Below are 26,423 nucleotides of genomic sequence, written 5' to 3'. Positions count from 1 at the left end.
GACAATGCTGAACACTATCGGCCGATGTCGACCATGCCTGCTGCTGAGTGAGTATCTCGCGGCCGAAAGCTTCACGAGAACCCCACAAACCTGGGAGACCTGGGAGTCGGCCGCCGGAACCACCGGCCGGTCCGGCCCTACCGCCCGGTACCTTCCGGGGAATCAGCCGCACGGCCGTATCCGCCGCACTCCTTCCCCCGCCGCCGGGCCCGGCCGGAAGGCGGCGGCCGGCCCCGGACCGTACCCCGCCATCCGGCGGAGGGGCTCATTCCGTACGTCCGCCGGATGGGACGGCCTCACCGTCCGGCGCCGCGCCCGGTTACCCTGACTCCGTGCGCCTTCCCGCCGGAAGCCGCAAAGCCGACAGCCGTCGCATCCCAGGGAGCCCGTTCATGGCCTCGTCGCCCACCCCTTCCGTACCCTCCGCAGACAGCCGGGCCCGGATCGCCGGTCTCCGCGAGGCCCTCGCCAACCGGGTCGTCGTCGCCGACGGGGCCATGGGCACCATGCTCCAGGCCCAGGACCCCACGATGGAGGACTTCCAGGACCTGGAAGGCTGCAACGAGGTTCTCAACGTCACCCGTCCGGACATCGTCCGCTCGGTCCACGAGGCCTACTTCGACGCCGGTGTCGACTGCGTCGAGACCAATACCTTCGGCGCCAACCAGTCCGCCCTGGGCGAGTACGAGATCGCCGACCGCATCCACGAACTGTCCGAGGCGGGCGCCCGGATCGCCCGCGAGGTCGCCGATGCCTACACCGCTTCGGGCGGCGGGCAGCGCTGGGTCCTCGGCTCCATCGGGCCCGGCACCAAGCTGCCGACCCTCGGCCACGCCCCGTACATCACCCTGCGCGACGGTTTCCAGGCCAACGCCGAGGGGCTGATCGCCGGCGGTGCGGACGCCCTGCTGGTCGAGACCACCCAGGACCTGCTCCAGACCAAGGCCGCGATCCTCGGCTCCCGGCGCGCCATGGAGGCCACCGGCATCGAGCTGCCGCTGCTGTGTTCGATGGCCTTCGAGACCACCGGCACCATGCTTCTGGGCTCCGAGATCGGTGCCGCGCTCACCGCGCTGGAACCGCTCGGCATCGACATGATCGGGCTGAACTGCTCCACCGGCCCCGCCGAGATGAGCGAGCACCTGCGCTATCTCGCCCGCCACTCCCGTATCCCGCTGCTCTGCATGCCCAACGCCGGTCTCCCCGTCCTCGGCAAGGACGGCGCCTACTTCCCGCTGGACGCCGAGGGCCTGGCCGACGCCCAGGAGACCTTCGTCCAGGAGTACGGGCTCTCCCTCATCGGCGGCTGCTGCGGTACGACCCCCGAGCATCTGCGCCAGGTCGTCGAGCGGGTCCGCGGGCTGACGCCTCCCGAGCGCGAGCCGCGCCCCGAGCCGGGTGCCGCCTCCCTCTACCAGACCGTGCCGTTCCGCCAGGACACCTCGTACCTCGCGATCGGTGAGCGGACCAACGCCAACGGTTCCAAGAAGTTCCGCGACGCGATGCTGGAAGCCCGCTGGGACGACTGCGTCGAGATGGCCCGCGACCAGATCCGCGAAGGCGCCCATATGCTCGACCTCTGCGTCGACTACGTGGGCCGGGACGGCGTCGCAGACATGGCCGAACTGGCCGGCCGGTTCGCCACCGCCTCCACCCTCCCGATCGTGCTGGACTCCACCGAGGTCGACGTCATCCGGGCCGGACTGGAGAAGCTCGGCGGCCGGGCCGTCATCAACTCCGTCAACTACGAGGACGGCGACGGCCCCGAATCCCGCTTCGCCCAGGTCACCCGGCTGGCGCAGGAGCACGGCGCCGCGCTGATCGCGCTCACCATCGACGAGGAGGGCCAGGCCCGTACCGTCGAGAACAAGGTCGCCGTCGCCCAGCGGCTGATCGCCGACCTCACCGGCAACTGGGGCATCCACGAGTCCGACATCCTCGTCGACACCCTCACCTTCACCATCTGCACCGGCCAGGAGGAGTCCCGCCGCGACGGCGTGCACACCATCGAGGCCATCCGGGAGCTGAAGCGGCGTCACCCGGACGTCCAGACCACCCTCGGCCTCTCCAATATCTCCTTCGGCCTCAACCCGGCCGCCCGCATCCTGCTGAACTCGGTCTTCCTCGACGAGTGCGTCAAGGCCGGACTCGACTCCGCCATCGTCCACGCCTCCAAGATCCTGCCGATCGCCCGCTTCGACGACGAGCAGGTCGGCACCGCGCTCGACCTCATCTACGACCGGCGCCGCGAGGACTACGACCCGCTCCAGAAGCTGATGGAGCTCTTCGAGGGCGTCGACACCAAATCCCTCAAGGCGGGCAAGGCCCAGGAGCTCCTCTCCCTGCCGCTGGAGGAGCGGCTCCAGCGCCGGATCATCGACGGCGAGAAGAACGGCCTGGAGGCCGACCTCGACGAGGCGCTGCGCGACCGGCCCGCCCTCGACATCGTCAACGAAACCCTCCTGGAGGGAATGAAGGTCGTCGGCGAGCTCTTCGGCTCGGGCCGGATGCAGCTGCCGTTCGTCCTCCAGTCCGCGGAGGTCATGAAGAACGCGGTGGCCCATCTGGAACCGCATATGGAGAAGTCGGACGCGGAGGGCAAGGGCACGATCGTGCTCGCCACCGTACGAGGCGACGTCCACGACATCGGCAAGAACCTCGTCGACATCATCCTCTCCAACAACGGCTACAACGTCGTCAACCTCGGTATCAAGCAGCCCGTCTCCGCGATCCTGGAGGCCGCCGAGGAGCACCGGGCCGATGTCATCGGCATGTCGGGTCTGCTGGTCAAATCCACGGTGATCATGAAGGAGAACCTGGAGGAGATGAACCAGCGGAAGATCGCGGCGGACTACCCCGTGATCCTCGGCGGCGCCGCCCTGACCCGGGCCTATGTCGAACAGGACCTGCACGAGCTGTACGAGGGCGAGGTCCGCTACGCCCGTGACGCCTTCGAGGGCCTCCGGCTGATGGACGCCCTGATCGGGGTCAAGCGCGGCGTCCCCGGCGCCGCCCTGCCCGAGCTGAAGCAGCGCCGGGTACGGCCGGCGGCGACCGCGGTCGAGGAGCGCCCCGAGGAGGGCGCGGCCCGCTCCGACGTCGCCGTCGACAACCCCGTACCCGAACCGCCGTTCTGGGGCACCCGGGTCATCAAGGGCATCCAGCTCAAGGAGTACGCGTCCTGGCTGGACGAAGGCGCGCTCTTCAAGGGGCAGTGGGGCCTCAAGCAGAACCGCACCGGCGACGGCCCGAGCTACGAGGAACTGGTCGAGACCGAGGGGCGGCCGCGGCTGCGCGGGCTGCTGGACCAGCTCCACACCCGGAACCTGCTCGAAGCGGCCGTCGTGTACGGCTACTTCCCCTGCGTCTCCAAGGGCGACGACCTCATCGTCCTCAACGAGGACGGCTCCGAGCGGACCCGCTTCTCCTTCCCGCGCCAGCGCCGCGGCCGCAGGCTCTGCCTGGCCGACTTCTTCCGGCCCGAGGAGTCGGGACAGCGGGACGTCGTCGGCTTCCAGGTCGTCACCGTCGGATCGAAGATCGGCGAGGCCACCGCCGAACTGTTCGCGGGCGACGCCTACCGCGACTATCTGGAGCTGCACGGGCTCTCCGTCCAGCTGGCCGAGGCGCTGGCCGAGTACTGGCACGCCAGGGTCCGGGCCGAACTCGGCTTCGGCGGCGAGGACCCGGATGCCGTGGAGGACATGTTCGCGCTCAAGTACCGCGGCGCGCGCTTCTCCCTCGGCTACGGAGCCTGCCCCGATCTGGAGGACCGGGCAAAGATCGCCGAACTGCTGCAGCCCGAGCGGATCGGCGTCCGGCTCTCCGAGGAGTTCCAGCTCCACCCCGAGCAGTCCACGGACGCCATCGTGATCCATCACCCGGAGGCCAAGTACTTCAACGCCCGGTGACCGGAATCGTGAGGTAGTCGGACTGTCACACCAACGGCCGACTGCGGTGGGTCATGCGGTGGGCCATGCGGTGGGTAAAACAGAGCATTCAGGCCGCCCGAGTCGTACACTTGTCGGTCCAACGCAGGCCGGTCGCCTGTCCCAGCGGGGAAGCCGAGGGGAGAGGCGGCCGGCCTTCTCGTCCCTTCCGGAGGTATGCCGATGACCAGCGCGATCCCCGCGTCCCTCGCCCGTACGGCGGACGGCTCGGCCCTCGGCGCCGTTCTGCTGGACATGGACGGCACCCTGGTGGACACGGAGGGTTTCTGGTGGGACGCGGAGGTCCGGGTCTTCGCCGACCTCGGCCATGAGCTGGACGACGCCTGGCGCGAGGTCGTCGTCGGCGGCCCGATGACCCGCAGCGCCGGCTATCTGATCGAGGTCACCGGCGCCGATATCGCCCTGCCGGAGCTGACCGTCCTGCTCAACGACGCCTTCGAGAAGCGCATCAGCGAAGGGGTGCCGCTGATGCCGGGCGCGGCGGGACTCCTGACCGAACTGGCCGCGGCCGGCATGCCGACCGCCCTGGTCTCCGCCTCCCACCGGCGGATCATCGACCGGGTCCTGGACTCCCTCCCGCACGACTTCGCGCTCTCTGTCGCCGGTGACGAGGTGCCGCGGACCAAGCCGCACCCGGATCCCTATCTGCTGGCCGCACAGGGCCTGGGTGTCGCGCCGTGGCGCTGCGCCGTCGTCGAGGACACCGCCACCGGGGTGGCCTCCGCCGAGGCGGCGGGCTGCCGCGTGGTCGCCGTGCCCTCCGTGGCGCCGATCCCCGCCGCCCCGGGCCGGGTCGTCGTGGACTCCCTGCGCTCCGTCGACCTGGCATTCCTCCGGGCCCTGATGACCGAACCCCGCCCATAAGTTTTCCTACGTGACATTCGTCACTCTGCGTGTGCTGGACGGTATGCCGTTGTCCGTCCCGTCGACCCCCCGCGGCCCCCGGGGCGGATCCTTGTGTCCGTATTGATGGAGTCGTGTACGAATCATTCCGGGTGATGGGTGTTGCGGCCGGGATATGGCCGGTCACTCAGCGATTACGGCCCAACTGCTGCCCGGTCCACCGGCCCTGACGGCTCCGACTAATGTCTTCGCGAGTCCTCACCGCACCACCGACACGCCCCGGCGCCGTACCACCGTCGCGAAACCGGGGCCGACCGCGCCGGATTCCCGGATGGATCGCACCGTCCCGAACGGGCGGCGCGGCGGGGACTCCTCGCACGCAGTACCCAGTGCCGGATGAGGAGAACGTCCAGGATGAACCGTAAGACTTTGGTGCTGCCGGCCGTGGTCGGCCTGCTCGCGCCCGTGCTCGTCGCCTGCGGCGACTCGAAGGGCGGCGCCTCCGGCGGGGGAACCATTGTCGTGGGCACCACGGACCAGATCACCGGCGGCAAGGACAACTCCGCCCCCCTCGACCCGGCACACGCCTACGACACCGGCGCCTGGAACGTCCTGCGGCCCAGCCTCCAGACCCTGATGCGCACCCCGCACGGCGGAGGACTGCCCACCCCCGAGGCCGCCGAATCCTGCTCCTTCACCGACAACGCCAGCCAGAGCTTCCGCTGCAAGCTCCGCAGCGGTCTGAAGTTCGCCGACGGCACCGCGGTCACCGCCGAGGACGTCAAGTTCTCCATCGAACGGGTCCGGGCCATCGACTCGGACAACGGCACCGCCGGTCTCCTCTCCACCGTCGACAAGATAGAGACCAAGGGCGACCACGACGTCGTCTTCCACCTCTCCATCCCGGACGCGACCTTCCCGTTCAAGCTCTCCACGCCCGTCGCGAGCATCGTCAGCAAGAAGAAGTACGAGGGCAAGAAGCTCCGCGACGGCTTCCAGGTCGACGGCTCCGGCCCGTACACCATGAAGGCGACGGTCAAGGACAACCGGATCAGCAAGGTCGTCTTCAGCCGCAACGAGTCCTACAAGGGCGATATCAAGGTCCTCAACAAGAAGGTCGAGATGAGGGTCTTCTCCGACGCCAAGGCCATGGGCCAGGCGCTGGAGACGGGGGAGATCGACGTGATGACCCGGGAGATGTCCCCGGAGCAGATCAAAACCCTCACCACGAACCGGAACAAGGACATCGAGCTCGTCGAGATGCCCGGGCTCTCCATCCGCTACCTCGCCTTCAACACCGCCGACCCGTCCGTGAAGGACAAGGCGGTACGGCAGGCCATGGCGTCCGTCATCGACCGCGGCCAGCTCGCCGGACAGGTCTACGGCTCCGCCGCCGAGCCGCTCTACTCCCTCATCCCGGCCAGCATCGGCGCGCACAAGAACTCCTTCTACAACGAGTACGGCGAGCCGAGCGTCGAGAAGGCCGAGAAGATCCTCAAGAAGGCCGGAATCCGCACCCCGGTCAAGCTCAAGCTCCACTACACCACCGACCGCTACGGGGCCGGAACCGCCCGCGAGTTCGAGGTGCTGCGCAGCCAGCTCAACAAGTCCGGACTGTTCCAGGTGACCGTCCAGGGCGCCGAATGGTCCGCCTTCCGGGCCGCCCAGAAGCGCGGCGAGTACCCCGTCTACGGAATGGGCTGGTTCCCCGACTTCCCGGACCCCGACAACTACATCGCGCCCTTCCTCGACAAGGACAACTTCCTCAACTCGCCCTACGTCAGCAACGAGATCCGCAGCCTGATCCCGCAGTCGCGCCGCCACGCCGACCGGACCGCGGCCGCCGGGGCGTTCAGCACCATGCAGGACATCGTCGCCGACGACGTGCCCGTGCTGCCGCTCTGGCAGGGCAGGCAGTACGTCGCCGCCCGCAAGGGCGTCGGCGGTATCGAGCTGCTGCTCAACTCCACCTCCGACCTCCAGATCTGGGAACTGAGGGCGGTCAAGAAGTAACCGGCGGCCCGCCCTCCGGGCGGGCCGTCCACAGACGCCGAAGCGGCGGCGGGCCCCGGCCCGCCGCCGCTTCACCGTTCATCCCCCCCGGAGGGGGAGAGCACCTACTGCGCGCCCGGGCGCACCAGACCGCTCTCGTACGCGTACACCGCGGCCTGCACCCGGTCCCGCAGCCCGAGCTTCGTCAGCACATGCCCCACATGGGTCTTCACCGTCGTCTCGCTGACGAACAGATCCGCCGCGATCTCGGCGTTCGACAGACCCCGCGCGACCAGCTTCAGAACCTCCACCTCACGGTCGGTCAGCGTGTGCAGCGTGTCCGGCACCGGCTCCTCACCCGAAGGCAGATGCCCCGCGTACTTGTCGAGCAGCCGCCGGGTGATGCTGGGCGCCAGCATCGCCTCACCCGCCGCGACCACCCGGATCGCCTGCACCAGTTCGTTCGCCGGGGCGTCCTTGAGCAGAAACCCGCTGGCCCCCGCCCGCAACGCCTCCACCACGTACTCGTCGAGATCGAAGGTCGTCAGCACCAGCACCTTCGCCGGACCGTCCCGACCCGGACCCGTGATCTGCCGGGTCGCCTCCACCCCGTCCATCCGCGGCATCCGGATGTCCATCAGCACCACATCGGGCTGGAGCGCTCTCACCTGGTCGAGCGCCTGAAGGCCGTCACCGGCCTCGCCGACGACCGCGATGTCCTGCTCCGCTTCGAGAATCATCCGGAAGCCGGTACGCAGCAGCGGCTGATCGTCGACCAGCAGAACGCGGATTGCCACGGAAACTCCTCACACTCGGTCGGAGCCCATTCTGCCCTGCGGGACATCGGCCGGAGCGACGGGGGAAACACTCAGCGGATACACCGGCGGAACCCCGCCGAACTCAGGACAGAACGCCTGATGATCGCACCAGCCGCAGAGCTTCGTCGGCCGCGGCCGCCACTCACCCGTCTCGGTCGCCAGCCTGATCGCGTCCCAGAGCGCCAGCAGCTTCCGCTCCACCCGCTCCAGATCCGCCGGCACCGGATCGTAGGTGATCACATCGCCACTGCCCAGATAGACCAGCTGCAAACGGCGCGGCAGCACGTTCTTCAGCTTCCAGACCACCAGCGCGTAGAACTTCATCTGGAAGAGCGCCCCCTCCCCGTACTCCGGCCGCGGCGCCTTCCCCGTCTTGTAGTCGACGATCCGCACCTCGCCCGTCGGCGCCACATCCACCCGGTCGATCACCCCGCGCAGCCGCAGCCCCGACTCCAGCTCGGCCTCGACGAACAGCTCCCGCTCCGCCGGTTCGAGACGCGTCGGATCCTCCAGCCCGAACCACCGCTCCACCAGCGCCTCGGCCTCGCCCAGCCAGCGCGCCAGCTGCTCCCCACCTGCATCGTCCGCGAACAGCCCGCCCAGCTCCGGCCGGCCCGCCAGCAGTCTGTCCCACTGCCCCGGCACCAGCGCCTTCGCCCGTGGAGCCGTCCGCTCCGCCGCGGGCGCGTCGAAGAGCCGCTCCAGGACCGCATGCACCAGCGTCCCCCGGGTAGCAGCCGGACTCGGCTTCTCCGGCAGCTTGTCGATCACCCGGAACCGGTAGAGCAGCGGGCACTGCATGAAATCGTTCGCCCGCGACGGCGACAGCGACGTCGGCGGCGCCGCGGGCACCGGGCCCGCAGGCTCCCCGGAAACGGCCTGACTCGTACTCATGACTCAGACCCTACGGCCCGCCACTGACAGCGAGCGCAATACCATCGACCTCATAGGACCGGACACTGCACGATCAGAGCGTTACGTCACCCGGCGAGAGACGATCGAAGCAGAGGACCACCGGCGATTTCGCGACGAAGGGACCCCGTGAACGACCACGACTCGAGGAACGACTCGAGCAGCGAGCGCTCACGCGCGTCGTCCGGCGCCCCCGGCACACCCCCGGACGGCGGCAAGCGCAAGCGCCCCGACGGCCCCGGAGGCGGCATCCTCATGGGCCGCCCCTTCGGCGTGCCCGTCTACGTCGCCCCCAGCTGGTTCCTCGTCGCCGCCCTGATCACCTGGGTCTTCGGCGACCAGCTCAACCGGGTGCTCCCCGAGCTCGGCGGCCTGAACTACCTGGTCTCCCTCTTCTTCGCCGTCGCCTTCTACGCCTCCGTACTCGTCCACGAACTCGCCCACACCGTCGCCGCCCTCCACTACAAACTGCCGGTCCGCCGCATCCAGCTCCAGTTCTTCGGCGGCTCCTCCGAAATCGAGAAGGAGTCCGAAACCCCCGGCCGGGAATTCGTCATCGCCTTCGTCGGACCCCTGCTCTCCCTCGTCCTGGCCGGGGTCTTCTACCTCGGCATGCGGGCCGTCGAACCCGGTACGGTCCCCGGGGTCCTGCTCGCCGGACTGATGATCTCCAACCTGATCGTCGCCGCCTTCAACCTGCTCCCCGGCCTCCCCCTCGACGGCGGACGCATGCTCCGAGCCGTCGTCTGGAAGATCACCGGCAAGCCCATGAGCGGCACCGTCGCCGCCGCCTGGGTCGGCCGAGCCCTCGCCGTCGCCGTCCTCATCGGACTCCCGCTCTTCACCCATTCGGGTGCCCTCGGCACCCCCGGCCAGGAAATCGGCGGCGTGCAGTCCGTCACCGACGCACTGCTGGCCGCCATCCTCGCCGCGATCATCTGGACCGGCGCCGGAAACAGCCTCCGCAGCGCCCGCCTCCGCGAACATCTCCCCGAACTGGCTGCCCGCACCCTCACCCGCCGGGCCGTCCCCGTCGAAGCCGACACCCCCCTCTCCGAAGCACTCCGACGCGCCAACGAAGCCGGCGCCCGCGCCCTCGTCGTCGTCGACGGCCAGGGCAGCCCCACCGCCCTCGTCCGCGAAGCCGCGATCGTCGGCGTACCCCAGCACCGCCGCCCCTGGGTCGCCGTCGGCGGACTCGCCCAGGAACTGACCGACGGCATGCGGATCCCCGCGGACCTCGTCGGCGAATCCCTCCTCGAACACCTCCGCACCACCCCCGCCACGGAGTACCTCGTCGTCGAGGACACCGGCGCGATCTACGGAGTCCTCTCGACAGCCGACGTCGAACGCGCCTTCGTCGCCGCCATGACCCGATAGTTTCGGGCTCGGTTTGCCTCCGGGGCGCGGCTGGGGGGCGGGCGGGTCCTGAGCAGTGACCCGCGGCAGCTCCTGACAGGCCTGCGTCGGTCTTGGGGGCGGGCCTCCCCGAGCAGTGACCCAGTACCCGCCCGAAGGGCATGCGCAGTGCGCGCCACCGCGCCGGGGTCATGGTCATGCTCCCGGTCAAGGGCCGGTAGGCTGGTCACATGTCCGAACCGACCGGTGCCGCCCGCCGTCGCGGGCCCTTCAAAGTCGGGGACCAGGTCCAGCTCACCGATCCCAAGGGACGCCACTACACCTTCACGCTCGAAGCCGGGAAGAACTTCCACACCCACAAGGGGTCCTTCCCGCACGACGAGCTGATCGGCGCCCCCGAGGGCAGTGTGGTCCGAACCACGGGAAACGTCGCCTATCTCGCGCTGCGCCCCCTGCTCCCCGACTACGTCCTGTCCATGCCCCGCGGTGCCGCCGTGGTCTACCCCAAGGACGCGGGGCAGATCCTGGCCTTCGCCGACATCTTCGCCGGCGCCCGCGTCGTCGAAGCGGGAGTGGGCTCGGGCTCGCTCAGCGCGTTCCTCCTGCGCGCCATCGGCGACCAGGGCATGCTGCACTCGTACGAGCGGCGGGCCGACTTCGCCGACATCGCCCGGCAGAACGTCGAACGCTACTTCGGCGGCGAGCACCCCGCCTGGCAGCTCACCGTCGGTGACCTCCAGGACAACCTCTCGGACACCGACGTCGACCGCGTCGTCCTCGACATGCTCGCCCCCTGGGAGTGCCTGGAGGCCGTCTCCAAGGCGCTCGTCCCGGGCGGCATCCTCTGCTGCTACGTCGCCACGACCACCCAGCTCGCCCGGACCGTCGAAGCCCTCCGGGACATCGGCTGCTTCGCGGAGCCGCAGCCCTGGGAGTCGATGATCCGCAACTGGCACGTCGAAGGACTTGCCGTCCGCCCCGACCACCGGATGATCGGCCACACCGGCTTCCTGGTCACCGCCCGCCGGCTCGCCGACGGAGTGGAACCGCCGATGCGCCGCCGCCGGCCCGCCAAGGGCGCCTACGGCGAGGACTACACCGGCTGGGGCGGCAAGGACACCAAAGACACCAAGGTCTCCGCCGCCGAGGACACCACGTCCGACACGGACTGACCGCCCCCCCAACGACACGGCGCCGCCGCCGGATTGCCCCGCACCGGGGAATCCGGCGGCGGCGCCGTCGCGTCCGACCCCGCTGTTCCGCACCCCTGTGACGTGTGGCACGATCGGGCTCCACCTCCGCCACACCGCGCCGGCCCCGCACCGGCTCCGCCGCCACAGGAGACCCCACGCGTGCAGCACTCGGAGCTCCCCGACCTCGCGCACACCCGCACCCGCCCCGTGCACTGGATCGCCACGGCCGCCGCGACAGCCGCCGTCATCGCCCTGGCGGGGCTGCTCCAGCCCGACGACGCCACCGCGAAGGCATCGGCCCGGCCCGGCCCGGGAGCGCCCGCGCCCGACCCCGCCGACCTCGTACTGCCGCTGGACTGCGGAGCGACCGGCATCATGATCACGCGGAAGGCCACCGGAGACCTCGACGGCGACGGCGGCGCCGAGACCGTGGCAGCCGCCCGCTGCGCAGCGGGTTCCGGAACCCCGCCGGAGGGCATCTATGTCCTTGCGCGGACCAGGGAGGGCGGATCCCGGGTCGTCGCGACCCTCGTCGCGCCCGCGGAACGGCGGTCCCTCACGGCGCTGACCGTACGGAAGGGGGAGATCGGCGCGACCCTGCTCGGCTACTCGTCGCCGGAGATCCCGCTGTGCTGCCCGGACGAGACCGAGAACGTCACCTGGCGCTGGCGGGACGGCACGTTCCTGCGCGCATCCGAGAACGCGGAAGGAGAGGGCGCCACCGCCGCCCTCTGAGACACGGCCGTACCCGGTGAGACCGGCACGGCGGTACGGAACGCGAAGGAATCGTTACTCCGCGTCGGGGCCGTACACCTCGACGCTGTCCGAAACCCGGCGCACATGAATGCAGTCGCCCGGGCACTCCTTGGCGGAATCCACCACGTCCCGCAGCAGCGGCAGCGGTACCGGGGTCGTCGCCCCCGGCTCCTGGAGCAGTTCGTCGTCGGCGCTCTTCACATACGCCAGCCCGTCGATGTCCAGCTCGAAGACGTCCGGGGCGTACTGGGCGCAGATCCCGTCGCCGGTGCAGAGGTCCTGGTCGATCCAGACCTCCAGCGCCTCGGCGGCCTCGGGGGACGGGGCCTCGTGCTGCACGGTCATGTCTCCTGCCGTTCCTGCGTGGGGTGAAACATCCGCGAGCCGCCGGGCGAGCAAGTCGCGCCAGCCCCGACGGGTGTTGAACACCCCCGACGATACAACCGCCCGCTTTCGGAGGGTGCTGGGTGGGTATTCCCCTGGCGTGAGGGAGAGCGCAAGGGTGAAGATCGGACACGCCCCGACCGTCTTTGTGATCTAGGGGTTTCAATCATCACCCACCCAGGTAGGGTCAGGAAGCGTCCAGCTCCCCTTGGAGGAGGTGAGGACCGTGGCAGCCCACGACGACGACATCAACCGCGGCATCCGGCCCGGGCGGGGGTCTGAGGACCCAGCCGGCCAGGTTGCCTATCTTGAGCAGGAAATCGCCGTCCTGCGCCGCAAGCTCGCCGACTCTCCGCGGCACACGAGGATTCTCGAAGAGCGGATCGTCGAGCTCCAGACCAATCTGGCCGGCGTGTCCGCACAGAACGAACGGCTCGCCAATACGCTCCGTGAGGCCCGCGACCAGATCGTGGCCCTCAAGGAGGAGGTCGACCGGCTCGCCCAGCCGCCGGCCGGTTTCGGTGTCTTCCTCCAGGCCAACGAGGACGGCACCTGCGACCTCTTCACCGGCGGCCGCAAACTCCGGGTCAACGTCAGCCCCAGCGTCGAACTCGACGAGCTGCGGCGCGGCCAGGAGGTCATGCTCAACGAAGCGCTCAACGTGGTCGAGGCCATGGCGTTCGAGCGCGCCGGGGACATCGTCACCCTCAAGGAGATCCTGGAGGACGGCGAGCGGGCCCTGGTGGTCGGGCACACCGACGAGGAGCGGGTGGTGCGGCTCGCCGAGCCGCTGCTGGACGCCACCATCCGCCCCGGCGACGCCCTGCTGCTGGAACCGCGCTCCGGCTACGTCTACGAGGTCGTGCCCAAGAGCGAGGTCGAGGAACTCGTTCTCGAAGAGGTCCCCGACGTCGACTACGGCAAGATCGGCGGCCTCGGCGGCCAGATCGAAATGATCCGCGACGCCGTCGAGCTCCCGTACCTCTACCCCGATCTCTTCAAGGAGCACGAACTGCGGCCGCCGAAGGGCATCCTGCTCTACGGGCCGCCCGGCTGCGGCAAGACGCTGATCGCCAAGGCCGTCGCCAACTCCCTTGCCAAGAAGGTCGCCGAGGTGACCGGGCAGCCCGCGGGCAAGAGCTACTTCCTGAACATCAAGGGCCCCGAGCTCCTCAACAAGTACGTCGGCGAGACCGAGCGCCATATCCGGCTGGTCTTCCAGCGGGCCCGGGAGAAGGCGTCCGAGGGCACCCCCGTGATCGTCTTCTTCGACGAGATGGAGTCGCTCTTCCGCACCCGCGGCTCCGGGGTCAGCTCGGACGTCGAGAACACCATCGTCCCCCAGCTCCTCGCCGAGATCGACGGCGTCGAGGGCCTGGAGAACGTGATCGTGATCGGCGCCTCCAACCGCGAGGACATGATCGACCCCGCGATCCTGCGGCCCGGCCGGCTCGATGTGAAGATCAAAATCGAGCGTCCGGACGCGGAGGCGGCGAAGGACATCTTCGCCAAGTACCTCACGGCCTCGCTGCCGCTGCACGCCGACGACCTCGGCGAGCACAACGGCTCCAAGGAGGCCGCGGCGCAGGCGATGATCCAGTCCGTGGTCGAGCAGATGTACGCGGAGTCCGAGGAGAACCGCTTCCTGGAGGTCACCTACGCCAACGGTGACAAGGAAGTCCTCTACTTCAAGGACTTCAACTCCGGCGCGATGATCCAGAACATCGTCGACCGGGCCAAGAAGATGGCGATCAAGGCCTTCCTCGACCACAACCAGAAGGGTCTGCGGGTCGCCCATCTCCTCCAGGCCTGCGTGGACGAGTTCAAGGAGAACGAGGACCTGCCCAACACCACCAACCCGGACGACTGGGCCCGTATCTCCGGAAAGAAGGGCGAACGGATCGTGTTCATCCGGACGCTCGTCACCGGAAAGCAGGGCGCGGACACCGGCCGCTCCATCGACACCGTCGCGAACACCGGCCAGTACCTGTGACAGCGGACACCGGCTGCGGATGCCCGGCCGGGGCATCCGCAGCCGGTGTCGTTTCCGGCCGCCCCGGCCGTATCCACTCATGATGAGAACGATCTCCCCGCGGGCGCGGAGACCACCGGCAGGATCCGGAAGCGAGGGCCTAGGCTCATCGGTACCGCCGGGTCGCGGCGTGCGGGGTCGGGCACCGCATGCGCACCGGAGCACCAGCGGTACTTGAGCGCCGTTCCCGGACGGGAGCGCCGCCGGGCAAGGAGGACCGCATGACCGTACGGCGAGTAATGGGCATCGAGACGGAGTACGGAATCTCCGTCCCGGGGCATCCGAACGCCAATGCCATGCTCACCTCGTCCCAGATCGTCAACGCCTACGCGGCGGCGATGCACCGGGCGCGGCGCGCCCGCTGGGATTTCGAGGAGGAGAATCCGCTGCGGGACGCCCGCGGCTTCGACCTCGCCCGCGAGGCCGCCGACTCCAGCCAGCTCACGGACGAGGACATCGGGCTGGCGAATGTGATCCTCACCAACGGAGCCCGGCTCTACGTCGACCATGCCCACCCCGAATACAGCTCTCCCGAGGTCACCAACCCGAGGGATGCCGTCCTCTGGGACAAGGCGGGGGAGCGGATCATGGCGGCCGCCGCCGAGCGGGCCGCGCTGCTCCCCGGTGCCCAGCCGATTCACCTTTACAAGAACAACACCGACAACAAGGGCGCGTCCTACGGCACCCACGAGAACTATCTGATGAAGCGGGAGACCCCGTTCTCGGACATCGTGCGCCATCTGACGCCGTTCTTCGTCTGCCGCCAGGTGGTCACCGGCGCCGGCCGGGTCGGCATCGGCCAGGACGGTCACGAACACGGCTTCCAGATCAGTCAGCGGGCCGACTATTTCGAGGTCGAAGTCGGTCTGGAGACCACCCTCAAGCGGCCCATCATCAACACCCGCGACGAGCCGCACTCCGACGCCGAGAAGTACCGCCGGCTGCATGTGATCATCGGCGATGCCAATCTCTCGGAGATCTCCACCTATCTCAAACTCGGCACCACGGCCCTGGTGCTCTCCATGATCGAGGACAATTTCATCGCGGTCGATCTGGCGGTGGACCAGCCGGTGCGGACCCTGCACCGGGTCTCGCACGATCCGGACCTCAGGCAACTGATCACGCTCCGCAGCGGACGGACCCTGACCGCCGTCCAGCTCCAGATGGAGTACTACGAGCTGGCCAGGAAGTACGTCGAGGAGCGGTACGGCTCCGATGCCGACGAGCAGACCACGGATGTGCTCGCCCGCTGGGAGGACACCCTCAACCGGCTGGAGAACGATCCGATGAGCCTGGCCGGGGAGCTGGACTGGGTGGCCAAGCGGGAGCTGATGGAGGGCTACCGCCGCCGGGACGGTCTGGACTGGGACGCGGCCCGCCTCCATCTGGTGGACCTCCAGTACGCCGACGTACGCCCCGAGAAGGGCCTGTACAACCGTCTGGCGGCCCGCGGCAGGATGAAGCGGCTGCTGGCCGAGGAGGACGTGGTACGGGCCGAGACCGAGCCTCCGGAGGACACCCGGGCCTACTTCCGGGGCCGCTGCCTGGCGCAGTACGCGGACGACGTGGCCGCGGCGAGCTGGGACTCGGTGATCTTCGACCTGCCGGGCCGGGATTCCCTCCAGCGGGTGCCGACCCTGGAGCCGCTGCGCGGCACCCGGAGCCATGTCAAGGATCTGCTGGACCGCTGCCGTACGGCGGAGGACCTGGTCAGGGTGCTGTCGGGCCATTGACGACCGGCCCCGGTGGCCCGGCGAGATCCGGAGGAGAGACCGGGCCTAAAGGGCCGGTGCCCGGGAATCATCTCGGGAAGGTGGATCACGGAAACCAGCGAAGGGCGGAACCGCAGCATCGCGGTATCAAGGCATCGCGGAATCACTGAGGACGTCTCCCGGCGTTGAGAAAGTGCAGGGCCGTTGTCGGACGCTCCTTGTAATGTCCGAGTAGCGTCTGATCATGACCGGACGGATCACGTCAGGGCCAACCGAGCGGGGTGAGGGACATGGCGACCAAGGACACCGGCGGCGGACAGCAGAAGGCCACGCGTTCCACGGAGGAGGTCGAGGAGCAGACCCAGGACGCACAGGCGTCCGAGGACCTCAAGGAGCGGCAGGAGAAGCTCTCCGACGACGTCGACTCCGTACTCGACGAGATCGACGACGTCCTGGAGGAGAACGCGGAGGACTTCGTGCGCTCCTTTGTGCAGAAGGGCGGCGAGTGACCTCCTGAGTCCAGGAGGAGAGCGCCGGACGTCCGCCCCGTGCCCCCGCCCGCCGGGGGAAAGGGGGCACCGGGGCGGATGACCGGTCACGGCGCGGGTAAGGTCCGTGCACAGTTCGTAAGATCGGCCCGCGCTCCCGAGCCGGGCCGCCGCCTACCCGGAAGGAATCGCGTGGAAGCCAATTCCCGAAGCACCGGGCGTCTGCCGGCAGCCTTCCTGACGCCCGGCTCGTCGTCGTTCATGGATTTCCTCGGCGAGCACTCCCCGGAGCTGCTCCCGGGCAACCGGGCCCTCCCGGCGGTGCAGGGCGCCTTCGAAGCCCCGCACGGCACCACCATCGTCGCGGTCACCTTCCCCGGCGGTGTGGTGATCGCCGGTGACCGGCGGGCCACGATGGGCAACATGATCTCGCAGCGGGACATGGAGAAGGTCTTCCCGGCCGACGAGTACTCGGCCGTGGGGATCGCCGGCACCGCCGGGCTCGCGGTGGAGATGGTGAAGCTCTTCCAGCTGGAGCTGGAGCACTTCGAGAAGGTCGAGGGCGCCCAGCTGTCCCTGGAGGGCAAGGCCAACCGTCTCTCCACCATGATCCGCGGCAATCTGGGCATGGCCATGCAGGGCCTGGCCGTGGTGCCGCTGTTCGCGGGGTACGACGTCGGCCGTGAGCGGGGCCGGATCTTCTCGTACGACGTCACCGGCGGCCGGTTCGAGGAGCAGGGTTACACCGCCACCGGATCCGGTTCGGTCTTCGCCCGCGGCTCCCTGAAGAAGCTCTACCGCGACGACCTGACCAAGGAACAGGCCGTCACCCTGGTGGTCCAGGCGCTGTACGACGCAGCCGACGACGATTCGGCGACCGGCGGACCCGATGTGGCGCGCCGGATCTACCCGATCGTCGTGGTCATCGACGACGAGGGCGTCGACCGCCTGACCCCGGAGCGGTCCTCGGAGGTGGCCCATTCGGTCGTGCAGCACCGGATGGAACAGCCGGACGGCCCGCGCGCCGCGCTCCTCTGATGCTCCCGCCACTGACAGAAACACTGGAAGAAAGGGTCGGATAGCCGGTGACGACACCGTTCTACGTCTCGCCCGCCCAGGCCATGCAGGACCGGGCGGAATACGCCCGCAAGGGCATTGCCCGGGGCCGCAGCCTCGTGGTGCTGCAGTACGCCGACGGCATTGTGTTCGTCGGCGAGAATCCGTCCCGCGCGCTGCACAAGTTCAGCGAGATCTACGACCGGATCGGCTTCGCGGCCGCCGGTAAGTACAACGAGTACGAGAACCTCCGGATCGGCGGCGTCCGCTATGCCGACCTGCGGGGTTACACCTACGACCGCGACGATGTGACCGCGCGCGGGCTGGCGAACGTCTATGCCCAGACGCTCGGCACCATCTTCTCCAGCCAGGCCGAGAAGCCCTACGAGGTGGAGCTGGTGGTCGCCGAGGTCGGCGAAACCGCCGAGGGCGACCAGATCTACCGGCTGCCGCACGACGGTTCGATCGTGGACGAGCACGGCTCGGTCGCGGTCGGCGGCAACGCCGAGCAGATCAGCACCTATCTCGACCAGCGGCACAACGACGGGATGTCCCTGTCGGAGGCGCTGAAGCTGGCCGTCCAGGCGCTCTCCAACCAGACCAACGGCAATGAGCGGGAGATCCCCGCGGATCGGCTGGAGGTCGCGGTCCTCGACCGTACGAGACCGCAGAAGCGCAAGTTCAAGCGGATCGTCGGCAGCCAGCTCGCGCGGTTGCTGGAGCCCGGGGGGGCCGAAGCGGCCCCGTCGGAACCGTCCGCCGACGCCGCCGGGGAGTCCGGGGAGGACTCCTCCGGCGCGGAGGAGAGCGGACAGTAGTCCGGCCGCCCCACCGGCCCCGGCCGGTGGGGCCCGCCCGGGTCAGCGCGCGGGCAGTGACCAGCGGCAGAATCCCCGGGGGCCCTCGGTGAGCCAGGTGCCGTCGCCCAGCGCGGTCGCCGGGCCCGGCGGCTCCGGATAGCGCAGGGTGCCCAGCGGGCGCAGGGTCGCCGCCGAGCAGAGCCAGTGCCGGGCCGCCGGCCGGCGCCCCGGCAACTGCTGCCGTGCCGTGACCAGCAGCTGTCCGGCGTTCAGGGTGCAGACGTCTTCGAAGACCGCATCGGACTCCCGGTGGCCGCCGTCGGCACCGTCAGCGCTGTCGGTGTCATCGGAGGGACCGTCCGGTTCCCGGCCGGTGAGTTCCGCCAGGTCGTACCGGACCACGGGCTCGTCCGCCGTGATGTCGTGGACCGCGAGCTCGTCGCGATCGTCGTCCGGGGCGAGCCGTTCGGCGCGGCGCAGGGTCAGCGGCCGTTCCGTGCCGGGGACGAAGCCGACCACCTCCCGCATCCGGGTCCCGCCGCGCAGATGGAGTCCGTCCCGCCGCGGCGCCACCCACCAGGTCGACCAGGAGTACCAAGCGGTCCAGCAGGAGACACCGAGCAGCCGCCCGCCGGGGTGCCAGCGCTGGGTGACGACGGAGGCCCGGCTGTTCAGCGGGCGGGCGGCCCGGATCCGGCCGTCCGCCGCGTCCACCAGCAGCAGCACGTCCCGCCCCCGGCAGAGCCGGGGCAGCCCGTCGGGCAGGGGCTCTCCGCACTCCGTGCCGCCGTCCGGGGCGGGAACGAGCACCCCGACCAGGGTGCCGTCCGGGCTGACGGCCGGGGCGCCGGGTGCCTTCGCCGGCCCCGAGCGGCCGAGCCACGGCGGATGCGGCAGCTCCCAGCGGATGCCGCCGTCCGCGCCGACGGACCGGATCCGGTCGGCCTCGGCGATCACCGCTCCGCCGCCGAGCGGGGCAGCCGGGGCCGTGGCCGGTACGTCCACCGCGCTCAGGGGCGCACCGCCGCCGAGGAAGGTCTCGGTGTCGTAGATCTCCAGCCGGTCCTCGCGCCGCAGTGCCAGCACGGTGCCCTCGGCCGTCACCACCGTGCCCGGAGCCGTGTCCACCGTCCCCGCCGGGACGGCGTCGATGGGTGTCTCCGCCGGGCTCGTCATGATCGTGATCGTGGCACGCCCCGCGCGCACCCTCAAGGGCCTGCGGATCACCGCAATGCGGCGGTCACGCCGCCGGGACGCGGCCGTACGGACGGTACGGTTCCGTCCCGGCCCCGGACCGGAACCGGCCGGTGGTCGGCCCGGTGGTCAGTCGGGGGGCGGTGGGGCGGTGGAGCCCCGGACGACCAGTTCGACCGGGAGGTCGCGGCCCGGGGACCGTTCGCCGTCCAGGACTGCCAGCAGGGCGGCCATCCCGCGTTCGCCGACGCGTTCGGCGGGCAGGGCGACCGTGGTCAGTTCGGGCTCCAGGGCCGTGGCGAGCGTCAGATCGTCGAATCCGGTGACCGAGATGTCGCCGGGGATGCGCAGACCGAGCCGGCGTACGGCCTTGGAGGCGCCCGCGGCCTGGAAGTCCCCGTCGCAGACGATCGCGGTCGGCAGCGGGCCGGGTTCGCGCAGGGCCGACTCGGCCGCGGCCCGGGCCGGGTCGACGGCGAGCGGAGCGCGTACGGTCCGGACCGAGGTACCGGGGGCGCGGCCGAGCGCCTCGGCCAGGGCCCGGGCGCGGACGTCGAAGGTCCAGGACCGCACCTCCGACGCCAGATGCAGGAAGCGGCGGTGGCCGAGGCCCAGCAGATGGTCCGCGATCCGGCGCATTCCGTCGGCGATGTCGATGTTCACCCGGGCGGCGGCCGTCCGGTCGGCGGGATCGCTGTCCAGCATCACCAGGGGAAGACCGGAGTCGTGCAGTGTCCGCAGCGCCTCGGTGGCCATCGAGGAGGCGATCACCCCGTCCAGCGCGGCACGCGCCGAGGCGAACGGGTCGCGGGCGCGCTCGTGCACATCCGGGGCGGGGTAGACGACGACGCCGAAGCCGTGTTCGGCGGCGACCGACGCCGCTCCCGTGTACACGCGGGCGAAGAACTCGTTGGTGAGCGCAGGGACGACCAGCAGTGCGGTACGGGTGCGGCCGAGCCGCAGGCTCCGGGCCGCCAGATTGGGGCGGTAGCCCAGATCGCGGGCGGCGCCCCGGACCGTGTCCGCGGTCCGCTCGGAGACCCGGCCGCGCCATTTGCCGCCGAGGACGAGGGAGACCGTGGCCTGCGAGACCCCGGCGGCCCGGGCCACGTCCCTGCTGGTGGGCCGGGGAGCGGCCGTGGTGCCGCCCGCGGCGGGGCCCTCTGCCATGGGTGCCTTTCCTCGGGCGCCGGTGAACGCCCTCAACATAGCGCCGCGGGCCGGCCGGGCCCCGGCCAGGGGCGGCGGGGGAGGGCTCGACCGGGAGCCCCTTACCGTGATACGTATAACGCGGTTAGTTATACGTAACACTTCGCCAGGGCGGAGGGAAAGGGGCGGGGCAGCATGGGGGCAGGGGGCGCCGGCGCGGGCCGGACCGGTTACGGCGACGTGCTCCGGATGCCGTACGCCGCGCGACTGCTCGGCGGGACGCTGGTCGGACGGCTGCCGCACGCCACCGGACCGGTGGCCGTGGTGCTGTTCACCCGGGCCGAGGGCGGCAGCTACAGCCTCGCGGGCGCCCTGGCCGCGGTGTACGGCGTCGCCACGGCGGTCGGGCAGCCGCTGCTCGGCCGGGCCGTCGACCTCAAGGGGCAGCCCCGGGTGCAGCTGCCGGCCGCCGTGGTGTCCGCGCTCGGCATGGTGCTGCTGGCCGTCGCCGGGATCGGTTCGTTGCCGGTCGCCTTCGGGGCCGTCGCGGTGGCCGGACTCTTCACCCCGCCCCTGGAGGGCGGGCTGCGGGCGCTGTGGCCGAGTGTGCTCCGCGACGAGGAACGGGTCCACCGGGCGTACGCTCTCGACGCGGTCGCCCAGGAGGTCATGTTCACCGTGGGGCCGCTGCTGGTGACCCTGCTGGTGTCGCTCCGCTCCGAGGCCGCGGCGCTGGTGGTGATCAACGTCCTCGGGGTGCTCGGCGCCCTGGCGGTCGTCTCCAGCGAACCCTCGCGCACCTGGCGGTCCGCGCCCCGCGAGGCCCACTGGCTGGGTGCGCTGCGCTCACCCGGGCTGCTGGCCCTCTTCGGGGCCTTCTTCTTCGTGGGGCTCGCCCTCGGCAGCATCACCGTCGCCGGGGTCGCCTACGCCGACGACCACGGCCGGGACGAGATCTACGGCTGGCTGCTGGCGGCGCTGAGCTTCGGCGCCCTGGTCGGCGGCGTGGTGTACGGCGCGCGGCACTGGCCCGGTGCCCCCGAGACCAGGCTCCGGGCGATCACGGCCCTGCTGGCGCTCGGCTATCTGCCGCTGGCGCTCACCCCGGGATTCGTCCCCATGCTCGGCCTCGCCGCGCTCTCGGGCGTCTTCCTCGCCCCCGCGCTGGCCTGCTCCTTCGTCGTGGTCGACCGGCACGCCCCGGCGGGGACGGTCACCGAGGCCTTCTCCTGGCTGGTGACGACCTTCGGGGTGGGGGCCGCGGCCGGGACCGCGGTGGCGGGGCCCGTGGTCGAGGGGGCGGGCACCGCGTGGAGCTTCTCCGTCGCGGGCGCCGCCGGACTCGCCGCTCTGCTGGTGCTGACGGCCACTTCACGGGTGCTCGCGGTGCCCGCCGGCGCCGGGCACCCCGTACGCTCCGGCTCCGTTCCGGCGGCCTCCGAACCGGACGACTTCGCGGACCCGGGTTTCGGCTCCGGGGAAAATGATCGCAACGGTGCGGCCCAACCCGGTTTCAGCTCCGGGCGTGAGGCGTAATGTTCAGACATGGACCGCCGCATTTTCGGGCTGGAGAACGAGTACGGCGTCACGTGCACGTTCAGGGGACAGCGCCGACTGTCACCTGACGAAGTGGCGCGCTACCTCTTCCGCCGTGTCGTGTCATGGGGCCGCAGCAGCAATGTGTTTCTGCGCAACGGCGCCCGCCTCTACCTCGATGTGGGTTCGCATCCGGAGTACGCGACACCGGAATGCGACAATGTGACCGAGCTGGTCACGCACGACAAGGCGGGCGAGCGCATTCTGGAAGGTCTGCTCGTCGACGCGGAACGCCGCCTGCACGAGGAGGGGATCGCGGGCGACGTCTATCTCTTCAAGAACAACACCGATTCCGCCGGAAACTCCTACGGCTGCCACGAGAACTATCTCGTCGCCCGCCACGGGGAGTTCTCCCGTCTCGCCGACATCCTCATCCCCTTCCTGGTCACCCGGCAGCTGCTGTGCGGCGCGGGAAAGGTGCTCCAGACCCCGCGCGGCGCCGTCTACTGCGTCAGCCAGCGGGCCGAGCACATCTGGGAGGGCGTCAGCTCCGCCACCACCCGCTCGCGCCCCATCATCAACACCCGGGACGAGCCGCACGCCGATGCCGAGCGCTACCGCCGGCTGCATGTGATCGTCGGCGACTCGAACATGTCCGAGACCACGATGCTGCTGAAGGTCGGGGCGACGGATCTGGTGCTCCGGATGATCGAAGCCGGCACCGTGATGCGGGATCTCACCCTGGAGAACCCGATCCGGGCGATCCGCGAGGTCAGCCATGACACCACGGGGCAGCGCAAGGTGCGCCTGGCCAGCGGCCGGGAGGCCTCCGCGCTGGAGGTGCAGCGGGAGTACTACGAGAAGGCCGTCGACTTCGTGGAGCGGCGCGGGATCCGCACCGGCACCGTCGAGCAGGTGCTGGAGCTCTGGGGCCGTACCCTCGACGCCATCGAGGAGCAGGACCTGGACCGGATCGCGACCGAAATCGACTGGGTCATGAAGTACCAGCTCATCGAGCAGTACCGGGCCAAGCACAATATGAGCATGTCCCACCCCAGGGTCGCGCAGATAGACCTCGCGTACCACGACATCCACCGCCGCCGGGGGCTCTACTACCTGCTGGAGCGGAAGGGGCGGGCCGCCCGGATCTGCAACGACCTGAAGATCTTCGAGGGCAAGTCGGTGCCGCCGCAGACCACCAGGGCGCGGCTGCGCGGCGACTTCATCCGCCGGGCCCAGGAGCAGCGCCGGGACTTCACCGTCGACTGGGTGCACCTCAAGCTGAACGACCAGGCGCAGCGCACGGTGCTCTGCAAGGACCCGTTCCGTTCGGTCGACGACCGGGTGGAGAAGCTCATCGCCGGAATGTGATCGCGGCGGGAGTGATTCCCGTCACCCGCGCATCCGGCGGTCCGACGTGTCACACCAAACGGTGGAACGCCGCCCGGGCCCCGTACGTTCTGCGTGCGGGGCCCTCCGCACGCCCTAGAGTGTCGGGGACTCTCCACCCGTGACGTCTGAGATCTGAGGAACACGTGCGTCGACCTGCCGGCCTCCGGGCCCTCTGCGGCCTCCTCGTCGTACCCGCACTGCTGCTGTCGACAGCGGCTTGCGGGAGCGAGGACAAGGGCTCCGATTCCATCTCGTCCAAGGGCGGGCTCCCCGCCATCACCGACGGGGCCGACTTCGGCAAGAAGCCCACCCTGGCCAAGGGCGAGGGCACCCCGCCCAAGGAGCTGAAGATCGAAGTCCTCAGCGAGGGCAAGGGCGCGGCCCTGAAGAAGGGCGACCAGGCCCAGGTCAACTACTACGGCCAGGAGTGGGACGAGACCGAGCCGTTCGACACCAGCTTCGGCAAGGGCCAGCCCTTCCCGGTCACCATCGGCGGCGGTGGTGTCATCGAGGGCTGGCAGAAGGCCCTGGCCGGACAGAAGGTCGGCAGCCGCCTGGAGGTGTCGATCCCGCCGGACCTCGCCTACGGCAAGACGGCCCGCGGTGACATCAAGGCCAACGCCACCCTGGTGTTCGTGATGGACATCGTCAAGGGGACGACCGTTCCGCAGGCCGCCAAGGGCACCGCCGTACCGCAGACGAACGCCGCGCTGCCGAAGGTCGGCGTCAACACCGACGGCAAGGCGCCCGCGGTGACCTTCCCGAAGGACGCCGAGGCCCCGAAGAAGCTGGTCTCGGAGTATGTGCTGGAGGGCTCCGGCCCCGCGGTGACCGACAAGGACAGCGTCGTCGTCAAGTACGACGCCTTCCTGTGGGACGGCGCCAAGAAGTTCGGCGGCACCTACGCGATGGACATGACCGAGACGCTCAGCCTGCAGAACCTCGGCGTCAAGGGCCTCAAGGACGGTCTGGTCGGCAAGAAGGTCGGCAGCCGGGTGCTGCTCGTCGTCCCGCCGGACCAGGGCTTCGGCGACCAGGAGCAGCAGGGCATCCCGAAGAACTCCACGATGGTCTTCGCGATGGACATTCTGGCGAAGGTGTAAGACTGTCCCGGTTGTCCGTTCATCATCCGAGGAGCAAGCAGCAGTGAGCATCGAGAAGCCCGAGATCGACTTCCCGGGCGGCGAGCCGCCGAAGGACCTGGAGATCAAGGAGATCTGGGAGGGCGACGGCGCCGAGGCCAAGGCCGGCAACTTCGTCTCCGTTCACTACGTGGGCGTGGCCTTCTCCACCGGCGAGGAGTTCGACGCCTCCTGGAACCGGGGCCAGGCGTTCCAGTTCCAGCTGGGTGCCGGTCAGGTCATCGCCGGCTGGGACAAGGGCGTACAGGGGATGAAGGTCGGCGGCCGCCGTCAGCTCACCATCCCCGCCCACCTCGCCTACGGCGACCGTGGCGCGGGCGGCCGGATCAAGCCCGGCGAGACGCTGATCTTCGTCGTGGACCTGATCTCCGTCTGAGGTTTCCTGCGTTATCTGCGTGATCTGCGTTTCCGCGCGCTCCGCGTTCCGTCGCGAGTTTGCGTGAGTCCGCGCGTGGCCGCTCCGTGCGGCCAGGGCATCGGCCCGCGCCCCCTCCGGGGGGTGCGGGCCTCCGCCGTTTCCGGGCGGGCCCGGTCCGCGCCCTCCCCGGGAGCCGCACACGGGCGCGCGATCCGTCCGTTCCGTCCGGAACGTCCGGTCGTTGTCCCCAGGGCATCGGCCCAACTTTCACCCGGACGCCCCGGGGCGGTACGGTCGTCGGGCGGGACCCGGGATCCGACCGGAGCGATCCGAAGAACCAGAAGAGGTGCGGGGCGTCGATGGCGATTGCCAAGGCCGAGCGGCTGATGAATCTGGCGCTGTGCCTGCTCGGAACGCGCCGCCCGCTCAGCAAGCGCGAGCTGCGCGAGTCCATCGAGGCCTATGTCGAGGCCTTCCGCCCCACCGACCCCTCGGCCGGATCGGACGAGTCCTTCAACCGGATGTTCGAGCGCGACAAGGACGATCTCCGCGAACTCGGCCTGGTCATCGAGACGGTGGAGAACCTCGACGGCGAGGTGGGCTATCTCGCCCGCCGTGACAGCAACCGGCTGCCGCCGATCACCTTCGACGCCGAGGAGGCCGCCGCCCTCGGGGTCGCCGCCCGGGTCTGGCAGCAGGCCCGGCTCGCCGGAGCCGCCAGCGGGGCGCTCCAGAAGCTGCGGGCCGCCGGAATGCCGGAGGCCGAGGAGGCGTACGAGGAGCGGCCCAGCGCGCTGGAGCCGAGGATCCCCGTCCACGAGGCCGCCTTCGAACCGCTGATGCTCGCCTGCCGCGACCGGCGGCCCGTCGTCTTCGACTACCGCAAGTCCAGCGCCGCCCGTCCCGAGCAGCGCCAGGTCGAGCCGTGGACCCTGGAGTGCTGGCGCGGGCACTGGTACCTCGCGGGCTGGGACCGTGACCGGGGTGCCGAGCGGGTGTTCCGGCTCTCCCGTATCACCGGCCGGGTCCGCTCCCGGACCGGCTCCTTCACCGCTCCCGTACCCGATGTCTCCACGGTCCGCGAGACCGTGGAGAGCTGGGCGGGCGAGACGGCCACCCGCACGGCGCTGATCAGGCTCCGCTCCGGCGCCGGCTATCCGCTGCGCGCCCGGGCGTCCTCCGTCCGCGCGGCCGGACCGGACTGGGACGAGCTGGAGATTCCGTACGGACACGGACTGGACGCCTGGCTCGTCGAGTTCGGTCCCGATGTCGTCGTGGTGGAACCGGCCGGTCTGCGGGCCGATGTCATGGACCGGCTGCGTGCCGTGGCCAAGGGTTGAGAGAGGTGGGCTGAGCC

At 70.2% G+C, this 26,423-nt stretch carries 21 protein-coding genes; 16 read left to right on the top strand and 5 right to left on the bottom strand.

Annotated features, from left to right (window positions below; translation table 11 throughout):
- Positions 1–392 precede the first annotated feature (392 nt).
- The 3 genes from metH to B7R87_RS04920 all read left to right on the top strand — a co-directional run bounded on the left by metH (position 393) and on the right by B7R87_RS04920 (position 6,806).
- Entirely contained in the window at positions 393–3,911 is a 3,519-nt protein-coding gene (gene metH / locus B7R87_RS04930; protein ID WP_006350187.1) for a methionine synthase, read from the top strand.
- Between the two features lie 201 nt (positions 3,912–4,112).
- A complete protein-coding gene (locus B7R87_RS04925; RefSeq protein WP_006350188.1) occupies positions 4,113–4,814 on the top strand; it encodes an HAD family hydrolase in 702 nt (233 codons plus the stop codon).
- Between the two features lie 393 nt (positions 4,815–5,207).
- Positions 5,208–6,806 (top strand): ABC transporter substrate-binding protein, encoded by a 1,599-nt coding sequence (locus B7R87_RS04920; protein ID WP_040916764.1) that lies wholly within the window; start codon positions 5,208–5,210, stop codon positions 6,804–6,806.
- Between the two features lie 104 nt (positions 6,807–6,910).
- Here the strand turns inward: B7R87_RS04920 and B7R87_RS04915 are convergent, their stop codons facing one another.
- Both B7R87_RS04915 and B7R87_RS04910 read right to left on the bottom strand, forming a co-directional pair.
- A complete protein-coding gene (locus B7R87_RS04915; RefSeq protein ID WP_006350190.1) occupies positions 6,911–7,582 on the bottom strand; it encodes a response regulator in 672 nt (223 codons plus the stop codon).
- 9 nt (positions 7,583–7,591) lie between these two features.
- Positions 7,592–8,497, bottom strand: coding sequence for a RecB family exonuclease (locus B7R87_RS04910; protein ID WP_078902423.1), 906 nt, complete (start codon positions 8,495–8,497; stop codon positions 7,592–7,594).
- A 147-nt stretch (positions 8,498–8,644) separates the two neighbouring features.
- Here B7R87_RS04910 and B7R87_RS04905 point away from each other — a divergent pair, with 147 nt between their 5' ends.
- The 3 genes from B7R87_RS04905 (at position 8,645) to B7R87_RS04895 (ending at position 11,802) form a co-directional block, all read left to right on the top strand.
- Positions 8,645–9,895, top strand: coding sequence for a site-2 protease family protein (locus B7R87_RS04905; RefSeq protein ID WP_006350192.1), 1,251 nt, complete (start codon positions 8,645–8,647; stop codon positions 9,893–9,895).
- Between the two features lie 209 nt (positions 9,896–10,104).
- Complete coding sequence (locus B7R87_RS04900; protein ID WP_006350193.1) at positions 10,105–11,046, top strand: tRNA (adenine-N1)-methyltransferase; 942 nt, start codon at positions 10,105–10,107, stop codon at positions 11,044–11,046.
- A gap of 180 nt (positions 11,047–11,226) precedes the next feature.
- Positions 11,227–11,802, top strand: coding sequence for a hypothetical protein (locus B7R87_RS04895; RefSeq protein WP_006350194.1), 576 nt, complete (start codon positions 11,227–11,229; stop codon positions 11,800–11,802).
- Positions 11,803–11,856: 54 nt separating this feature from the next.
- On the opposite strand, the gene B7R87_RS04890 is transcribed toward B7R87_RS04895, so the two are convergent.
- Entirely contained in the window at positions 11,857–12,168 is a 312-nt protein-coding gene (locus B7R87_RS04890; RefSeq protein WP_006350195.1) for a ferredoxin, read from the bottom strand.
- A 265-nt stretch (positions 12,169–12,433) separates the two neighbouring features.
- On the opposite strand from B7R87_RS04890, the gene arc reads away from it, so the two are divergent.
- From arc to prcA, 5 genes are all read left to right on the top strand, one after another.
- Positions 12,434–14,200, top strand: a complete 1,767-nt coding sequence (arc, locus tag B7R87_RS04885) for a proteasome ATPase (RefSeq protein WP_006350196.1) — start codon at positions 12,434–12,436, stop codon at positions 14,198–14,200.
- Between the two features lie 260 nt (positions 14,201–14,460).
- Positions 14,461–15,972 (top strand): depupylase/deamidase Dop, encoded by a 1,512-nt coding sequence (gene dop / locus B7R87_RS04880; RefSeq protein ID WP_006350197.1) that lies wholly within the window; start codon positions 14,461–14,463, stop codon positions 15,970–15,972.
- A 269-nt stretch (positions 15,973–16,241) separates the two neighbouring features.
- Entirely contained in the window at positions 16,242–16,460 is a 219-nt protein-coding gene (locus B7R87_RS04875) for a ubiquitin-like protein Pup (protein ID WP_006350198.1), read from the top strand.
- A gap of 171 nt (positions 16,461–16,631) precedes the next feature.
- The gene (gene prcB, locus B7R87_RS04870) at positions 16,632–17,477 is read left to right on the top strand and encodes a proteasome subunit beta (protein WP_006350199.1); all 846 of its coding nucleotides are present in this window, start codon (positions 16,632–16,634) and stop codon (positions 17,475–17,477) included.
- A 47-nt stretch (positions 17,478–17,524) separates the two neighbouring features.
- Complete coding sequence (gene prcA, locus B7R87_RS04865) at positions 17,525–18,313, top strand: proteasome subunit alpha (RefSeq protein WP_006350200.1); 789 nt, start codon at positions 17,525–17,527, stop codon at positions 18,311–18,313.
- A 42-nt stretch (positions 18,314–18,355) separates the two neighbouring features.
- Here the strand turns inward: prcA and B7R87_RS04860 are convergent, their stop codons facing one another.
- Together B7R87_RS04860 and B7R87_RS04855 are read right to left on the bottom strand one after the other, a co-directional pair.
- Positions 18,356–19,471 carry a hypothetical protein gene (locus B7R87_RS04860; protein ID WP_130585436.1) on the bottom strand — a complete coding sequence of 372 codons (1,116 nt, stop codon included), beginning with the start codon at positions 19,469–19,471 and terminating at the stop codon, positions 18,356–18,358.
- 147 nt (positions 19,472–19,618) lie between these two features.
- Positions 19,619–20,659 carry a LacI family DNA-binding transcriptional regulator gene (locus tag B7R87_RS04855; protein WP_006350202.1) on the bottom strand — a complete coding sequence of 347 codons (1,041 nt, stop codon included), beginning with the start codon at positions 20,657–20,659 and terminating at the stop codon, positions 19,619–19,621.
- A gap of 174 nt (positions 20,660–20,833) precedes the next feature.
- On the opposite strand from B7R87_RS04855, the gene B7R87_RS04850 reads away from it, so the two are divergent.
- The 5 genes from B7R87_RS04850 (at position 20,834) to B7R87_RS04830 (ending at position 26,406) form a co-directional block, all read left to right on the top strand.
- Entirely contained in the window at positions 20,834–22,174 is a 1,341-nt protein-coding gene (locus B7R87_RS04850; RefSeq protein WP_006350203.1) for an MFS transporter, read from the top strand.
- A gap of 9 nt (positions 22,175–22,183) precedes the next feature.
- Positions 22,184–23,545 carry a Pup--protein ligase gene (gene pafA / locus B7R87_RS04845; RefSeq protein WP_006350204.1) on the top strand — a complete coding sequence of 454 codons (1,362 nt, stop codon included), beginning with the start codon at positions 22,184–22,186 and terminating at the stop codon, positions 23,543–23,545.
- Positions 23,546–23,709: 164 nt separating this feature from the next.
- Positions 23,710–24,669: an FKBP-type peptidyl-prolyl cis-trans isomerase gene (locus B7R87_RS04840; protein WP_006350205.1), complete on the top strand. Its 960-nt coding sequence runs from the start codon at positions 23,710–23,712 to the stop codon at positions 24,667–24,669.
- A 43-nt stretch (positions 24,670–24,712) separates the two neighbouring features.
- Positions 24,713–25,084, top strand: coding sequence for an FKBP-type peptidyl-prolyl cis-trans isomerase (locus tag B7R87_RS04835; RefSeq protein ID WP_006350206.1), 372 nt, complete (start codon positions 24,713–24,715; stop codon positions 25,082–25,084).
- A gap of 341 nt (positions 25,085–25,425) precedes the next feature.
- Positions 25,426–26,406, top strand: a complete 981-nt coding sequence (locus tag B7R87_RS04830; protein ID WP_006350207.1) for a helix-turn-helix transcriptional regulator — start codon at positions 25,426–25,428, stop codon at positions 26,404–26,406.
- Positions 26,407–26,423 lie beyond the last annotated feature (17 nt).

Origin of the sequence: Streptomyces tsukubensis (assembly GCF_003932715.1) — a bacterium.
GTDB lineage: Bacteria > Actinomycetota > Actinomycetes > Streptomycetales > Streptomycetaceae > Streptomyces > Streptomyces tsukubensis.
The sequence above is the reverse complement of the archived record's forward strand: the minus strand, read 5'-3'. Positions and strand labels throughout refer to the sequence as shown.